Genomic DNA, 6,167 nt, shown 5'->3' with positions numbered 1-6,167 from the left:
TGGTCAGTTTGCCCCGGAATGGGGTGGTCAATTTGACGCGGAATCACTGGTCACATTCCGCCGGAATTGGGTGGTCAATATCAGCGGTATATCCAGATTGAAGTACAAAACTGCCTTAAAGATTTAATTTAAATTGACAAGCTTTTCGGTAGTACCGATGTTTTTAAATTTTTAATACATGGAAATATAGTCGTTTTATAAAACGTGCTTGAAACGTTAAACGTGATGAAGGTAGTACAGTCTTTAACTTTTAAAATACAGAAATTAATTTTGATATTAAGCTTATTTTAGCGATATTTAAATTACAGTTCTTTCAAAACCAGTCAAATGAAATTAAAATATTCGGTTACTTAATCGGTTACCAAGGCATATTTTAAAAACATAAATTATTGATAGTCTTTACGATAGCGTCCTGGTTCGAGTCCCGTCCATTCCGCTTTTTCAATATCAAGAACAGTAAAAACCCCTTAAATGACATCATTTAAGGGGTTTTTCATTTTCAGGGCATACCAAATTATTCATCTTTTCGCATACTAAAAGGGAGTAATTCGGGAGTCATTTACAAGTCTGCTTTTGAACTCCCGAATTTTCTTATAATAATTTGATATACAAGATGTTCAGTGCTTGAACATCTTGATTCCAAGTGATTAATTAATCAATTTTGTTTCACTTTTAATTAATCAAAAGTTATGAGAACTACACTCACTTTGCTTTTTTCCCTGAGAAAGCCCAAAAATTACCAATCAGGTGAAATGCCAATTTATTTACGAATTACCGTGGATGGCCAGCGCACTGAACTTGCCGTCAGCAGAAAATGTGATCCTGAAAGATGGGATGCTTTAGCCGGTAGGGCCAACGGTTCAAAAGCAGATGCCAGGGCTTTGAACGCTTATTTAGACGATGTTCAGTTTAAAATCTACGAGCTCCAGCGCAGAATGTCAGATGCCGATGAATTGATAACAGCAGAAACCGTCAAGAACCGTTTTGTCGGCAAGGCAGAAAAGGATCGTACACTACTGTCGATTTTTAAAGATCATAATGGCAAGATGAGAAGTCTTGTCGGGCAGGAGTTTGAAAAAAGCACACTGCAACGTTATGAAACCTGCCTGATGCACTGCAAAGACTTTATGCAATGGCAGTACAATATTTCAGATATTCCTGTAACGAAGATCAACTTCGCATTTCTTAATGATTTTGAATACTATCTACGGAGTGTGCGCAAATGCGGTAACAACTCCGCTATTAAGTATATCAAGAACTTAGGCAAGATCGTTCGTATCTGCCTGGGCAACGGCTGGCTGGCAGTTGACCCTTACCTGAACTATAAGCCCAAACAAAAGGCCGTCCACAGAGAGGTATTGACCAAAGAAGAACTAGACCGGCTAAGTAAAAAGAAATTCGGTGTGGAGCGTTTAAACACGGTTAGAGACATGTTTGTCTTCTGCTGCTACACAGGTCTCGCCTATGTGGATGTACATAAACTAAAACGCTCAGAGCTGGTTAAAGGTATTGATGGTGATTTGTGGATTTATACCCACAGGCAAAAGACAGATACGCTTTCAAGAATACCGGTATTGCCGACAGCTTTATCAATTATTCATGCTTACGAAAATCATCCGCAATGTGTGGTAAAGGACGCCTTGCTTCCGGTGATGAGTAATCAAAAAATGAATGCCTATCTCAAAGAGATCGCAGACCTGTGCAAAATAAACAAACCGTTAACCTTTCACATCGCCCGGCACACCTTTGCGACAACTGTAACGCTGAACAATGGCGTACCGATAGAAAGTGTCGCGAAGATGATGGGGCATACCAGTATCAAAACTACGCAGATATACGCTAAGGTCTTAGATCATAAGATTAGCTCGGACATGCAGCAGTTAAGAAAAAAGTTAGTAGTGGGTTAGGCTCAGAATCACCCACCGACTTAGATCGGTGGGTGATTTTATTATATTGGACGAATATAAATTCTAAAATTGCACATCTTCATCATTATTCACATTAATAGTAGCCTCTGTGAGATGATCTGGAGACTCCGGGCCTTCCCACTGATGCCCATTGATCAAATACAAATCATAATAAACCAACCACTCCGCAACCCATGGAACGGTATAGGCATAAACATCGGTGCGCTCGTTCCACTTAATATCTTTGGCATAACAAAGGCAAAGGCTTTTATCGCAGTACATATGAATATGTTTACTCGGCTGAATATCCGGGTGTAGAATGGTCGTTTTAGGTTCACGGCCGACCACATATTCAATCAGTATCTTATAAGCTTCTTTACATCCTTCTGGCTGAATCCAACCAGTACATTTGAGTACGTTCTTTTCGATCCGGCACTTCAGGAAATCATAATATTTTTCGATTTGCTTTTGCTGGCTGGTGAGGTAGGCATAGCGGTAGTCCCGCTTTCGGGGTATACGTATCACCTTTTTAAAATGGAAACCGTGTGGCTGATTGGCTACACCCACTGGCTGCGCTATGATCTGGCCGGTGCGCCCTGTATAGGCGCTGCCCGCTGCCAATAAAGTGGCGGTCTCCTGCAATTTAATCCTTCGTTTTTCCTCACTCACTTCACCATAGGTATTGAGCGCCTGGTTAACGGTGCGGGTGCCGAAGGACAGCCGCAGATAATCGGTTTTCTCCGCATAATTTTTCACCAGTTTATCGTGCAGCAGCGTATCGAGAAAGGCTTTGTGCCATTTATAAAAATGTTCTTCCAGCTTCTTGTCGGCGTGCCACTTGTCCGCGAAATTCTCGTTGGGGTTTACTGGGTTAACGATCCATTTCACCCCATTCCTTAACATGATATAATCCGGCATTTTGCGGACGATCTCCAAGACAATATCATAAAACAAGCCGCCGGGATGTTGGCGCATGACATCTACATAAGCCCGCGCCGCGAGCGTAGTAATAATGACCGAAATAGGTTTCAGATCACTGTCGCTATACATGATGTCCCTGTGGCGCTTCATCAGTTGTATCGCGCGTTGGAGCGGAGTGCGAACGCGGTATTCCGGTATACTTTCTACGGATGCTTTCAGTTCAACCGCCAATTTCATACGGATGGCGTCCGCCTGTATTTTCATCACGTCCAAAAACCAAAGCGCATAGCCTTCGGGGTTGCTCTTCGGCAGGTCCGATGAAAGCACTTGGTAATGCGGATGATGTTTGTCTGTGATGCGTACCGCGTGGCAGGCATAACGATAAGGCACACCCAAATCCAGCAACCACTGGAAGTCATCGGGTATAGCAGGCACCGCATCCAAGTGAAAACGGGAAGTTTGGTGGTATTTCAGCCGCCAGCAGCGGTTTTTTTCGATGAGCATACGCTCATAGGTCGCGTTACTTTTGAAACAATCCCCGACCAGCTTTTTCAACTGGTATTGGGTCACAGGCAGTTTTATCTGCAAACGCAAGGTGCCGTCCACATCAAACTCGCAGTTTTCGTCGGCGGGACGGGCTACAGTACCGATCCGCATGGAACCTTGCGATACGAGCTTGGGGTCATAAGGCGCGAGGCTGCAATTTGGATGGGAGATAAAATTCCCCACCGCGGTATATTTTTCATTGGCTTCCCGGTATTGCGCCTCGGTCAGATCGATAGTTGCGGCCAGCCTTTCTAAAATGCTGCCTAGTTCCTGTTTTTCAAAATAAGATAATTCGCTCATCACTAATTCAATTGTATCGTACGTATAAATGCTTTGTGTTTATTTTGCTGGTCATAAACGACCAAGGGCAGATCGGCTTTGGGCATGTAAACCCGGCCCAATTCTATGGCTGCAGATACCGGCATCGCTGGAAACAGGTGCACTACGGTTTGTGGGCCGTGACTGGCTTTTATGCGGTCAAATGTTTTGCGCATGATTACCCGGAACTTTTTAAGGTGCTGGGCCGACCTCAAAAAATCATTATGCGGCAGCGGGTGAGTCAGTTCCCAGATACTGCACCCGTCCGTAAACAGCGGCGCTACGCGCTCGTCACTTATCGCAGCACTCAGCGAAAGCTTTAAAACCGGGGTATTGGTTTTATTTTCAGGTTCAATCAATTCAAATTCAAATTCTTCATCTTCTTCCTGCCATTGCCAGGTAGCGGGCTCTCGGTGGCGCTGGTAAACATCCGCCTCAGAAATATCCGAGATCAATGTCCCGAGTTTTATCAGCATCGGCATAGGTGCTAGTCCAAATATGGAGAAGTGCTGCGTTTTATCCGTTCCGATCAATGGTCGCACATAGCGGTCAAATAACTGAACCAGGTGATCCTGCTGCGCTGCCCAATATTCCGGCGTATGGTCTTCCAGCAAAGAGTTACCCAAACCCAATTCAACTGGGCGGCTGGATGACGGGTAACGTAAAGGGGACATCGCTTGCGCAGCCGACTTAAAGCAAAGCGGCGCGCCATGAGCGCCGATATTAGCGCCATATAAGAGCACGTGGCTCTGCATTTCGGGGATTAACGATGTTAGCAATTCTATTCTTAGCTCATGCTTTTGTTTCATGGCCAGCAGGCGTTCCACCGGGTGGTCCGCTACCTCTTCCCGGTCCACCTTACGGTGGTGGCGGTCACAAAGCAGCATCAAGTTAGAAAGATCCTTTGCCAGTTTTACCGAATATTCGCCATGATACCTAGGGCCAAGCGGCTGGTCACCATAAATATGGGCGATATAAGAAGCGTTCATTGCAGACTTGGTAACCAGGTCCAGGTCGAGCAGATCATTACAACCCTCATACTGACAGCGTCCCGCGGCCTTGCCCCAGAGCATCATTTTTGTTTTTGGCGAAATCGTGGCTACTGACATCCTTACTTTTCTTTTCTCACACCTTTAAAAGGAGTACCGTCCGCTTTGCCATCCATAAACCTGCCGGTATTTGCATCCCGCTTTGTCCATGTTTCTGTTTTCGGGTTATAAGCTTGACTGCGCTCCCTTACCATTCCCTGTCTGTGTCCGTCGCCGGATTTTCCATTTGTTGCCATAATAAACTATATTAGATTTGTTACAACACAAAGCTATAGAAAACACTTGGACAAAACAGAATTATTTTATAAATTTGTCCGGAATGTTGAAAACTTGCAAATAACCCTATCTTTATGGCCTATATTTACTTATGAAGCAATTTCCTGAAAGGTTAAAGAATGCCCGTAAAATGAATGGGCTTTCATTGCAGGAGCTATCAGACCGGCTGGAAGGCGCTCTGTCTAAACAGGCCCTTAACCGTTTAGAAACTGGTGAGCAATCTCCTGGCAGTGAAATTTTATCGAAGCTGTGCACCGCTTTGGGTGTCACCCTTGACTATTTTTTCAAGGATGCCTCGGTCGAGCTTGATCAGGTGGAATTCCGTAAATTGAAAAAGCTGCCCGTTAAGGAACAGGACCGCGTGGTGAGCACCACTAAGGAATACCTGGAGCGCTATCTTGAACTGGAAAACCTGCTGGGTATTACCGACCGCGCCTCTTTTGCGCTCCGCTCATATGTTATTACCGACATGGCGGATATCAAAGGCGCTGTCACTGCTATGCGCGAAATCCTAAAAGCTGGCAACGATCCGATTTATAATTGCGTGGAGTTACTGGAAGAGCATAATATCAAAGTATATAGTGTTCAGGCGGACCCGTCTTTTTCCGGGATGTCCACCATTATCAAAAATGAAGTCGCCGTCATCGTCTTTAACAACCATGAGGATATCCCGATGGTGCGTAAACGCTTTACCATCCTCCATGAACTGGCCCACCTGTACCTGAAACTGGATGGGTTTGAGGAAAAGCAATGCGAGCGTTTTTGCGATGCCTTTGCGGGCGGTATGTTGCTGCCTGACGAGAAGCTGCTAGAATATTTTGGTGGCAAACGTGTGACCGTGTTTACCAAGGAGCTGCAGTTTATTAAAAAGAATTACGGCATCGCGCTTTCGGCGATCATGTACCGGGCAAAGGTGCTGGGTCTGATCTCGGAATCTTATATGAAGTATTTCATGATCCGGTATAACCAAAACCTGAAAAAAATTGAAAGAGACGGCTATGCGGGCCGGGAGGAGTCCGACCGATTTATCCAATTGCTGATACGCGGTATCGCGCAGGAGGTCATCTCCACCACCAAGGCGGCGGCACTCAACAATATGACACTCGGTGATTTTCGCGAGCAATTCCTGGATTATAATTCCTGACACCTA

5 protein-coding genes are annotated in these 6,167 nt (G+C 45.0%); 2 read left to right on the top strand and 3 right to left on the bottom strand.

Annotated features, from left to right (window positions below):
- The first annotated feature begins 689 nt into the window (after window positions 1-689).
- Window positions 690-1,907 (top strand): site-specific integrase, encoded by a 1,218-nt coding sequence (locus tag ACVW0P_RS15625; RefSeq protein WP_457132920.1) that lies wholly within the window; start codon window positions 690-692, stop codon window positions 1,905-1,907.
- 63 nt (window positions 1,908-1,970) lie between these two features.
- Here the strand turns inward: ACVW0P_RS15625 and ACVW0P_RS15620 are convergent, their stop codons facing one another.
- Genes ACVW0P_RS15620 through ACVW0P_RS15610 form a run of 3 tightly spaced genes read right to left on the bottom strand, consistent with a single transcriptional unit; the run spans window position 1,971 to window position 4,977 of the window.
- Window positions 1,971-3,674: a cyclic GMP-AMP synthase DncV-like nucleotidyltransferase gene (locus ACVW0P_RS15620; RefSeq protein WP_457132919.1), complete on the bottom strand. Its 1,704-nt coding sequence runs from the start codon at window positions 3,672-3,674 to the stop codon at window positions 1,971-1,973.
- 2 nt (window positions 3,675-3,676) lie between these two features.
- Window positions 3,677-4,801 (bottom strand): SAVED domain-containing protein, encoded by a 1,125-nt coding sequence (locus tag ACVW0P_RS15615; RefSeq protein ID WP_457132918.1) that lies wholly within the window; start codon window positions 4,799-4,801, stop codon window positions 3,677-3,679.
- 2 nt (window positions 4,802-4,803) lie between these two features.
- The gene (locus ACVW0P_RS15610; RefSeq protein ID WP_457132917.1) at window positions 4,804-4,977 is read right to left on the bottom strand and encodes a hypothetical protein; all 174 of its coding nucleotides are present in this window, start codon (window positions 4,975-4,977) and stop codon (window positions 4,804-4,806) included.
- 131 nt (window positions 4,978-5,108) lie between these two features.
- Here ACVW0P_RS15610 and ACVW0P_RS15605 point away from each other — a divergent pair, with 131 nt between their 5' ends.
- Window positions 5,109-6,161 carry a helix-turn-helix domain-containing protein gene (locus ACVW0P_RS15605; protein WP_457132916.1) on the top strand — a complete coding sequence of 351 codons (1,053 nt, stop codon included), beginning with the start codon at window positions 5,109-5,111 and terminating at the stop codon, window positions 6,159-6,161.
- The last annotated feature ends 6 nt before the right edge of the window (window positions 6,162-6,167 follow it).

It is taken from the genome of Mucilaginibacter sp. UYNi724, from assembly GCF_054057495.1.
This window is presented reverse-complemented; position numbering and strand designations above follow the sequence as displayed.

Coding starts and splice junctions, on each gene's coding strand:
- ACVW0P_RS15610 (WP_457132917.1), bottom strand. CDS start 4,977: ATGGCAACAAATGGAAAATCCGGCGACGGACACAGACAGGGAATGGTA.
- ACVW0P_RS15605 (WP_457132916.1), top strand. CDS start 5,109: ATGAAGCAATTTCCTGAAAGGTTAAAGAATGCCCGTAAAATGAATGGG.
- ACVW0P_RS15615 (WP_457132918.1), bottom strand. CDS start 4,801: ATGTCAGTAGCCACGATTTCGCCAAAAACAAAAATGATGCTCTGGGGC.
- ACVW0P_RS15625 (WP_457132920.1), top strand. CDS start 690: ATGAGAACTACACTCACTTTGCTTTTTTCCCTGAGAAAGCCCAAAAAT.
- ACVW0P_RS15620 (WP_457132919.1), bottom strand. CDS start 3,674: ATGAGCGAATTATCTTATTTTGAAAAACAGGAACTAGGCAGCATTTTA.